This is a genomic window from Neisseria sp. P0001.S005, assembly GCF_051963715.1.
The window spans coordinates 1-251 of the sequence record NZ_JBQCTZ010001022.1 but is presented as its reverse complement, the minus strand read 5'-3'; the positions used below and the strand labels follow the sequence as shown (position 1 = coordinate 251).

Here is a 251-nt window from a genome sequence, read left to right as displayed (position 1 = left end):
GTCGGCTTGGTTGCACTTTTATGGCACGCGCACAAACCGCCTCCTGTCGAAATGGCGAATATTGAATTTGTCGATTTAGGCGATTTCGGCGGTGGCGACGGTAGTCCTGAGGGCGAAGGCGCACCTGCCGCCCCCGAGCCTACCCCAGAACAACCGAAACCTAAGCCGAAACCTAAACCTAAGCCTGTCGAGCCGCCCAAACCTGTTATCAAACCTGTGGTAACGAAAAAAGAAAAAGCGGATATCGTACA

1 pseudogene is annotated in these 251 nt (G+C 53.4%); it reads left to right on the top strand.

Features of this window, described 5'->3' with window-relative positions:
* A pseudogene (locus ACTHSP_RS23930) lies at positions 1 to 251 on the top strand (energy transducer TonB); the annotation flags it as partial.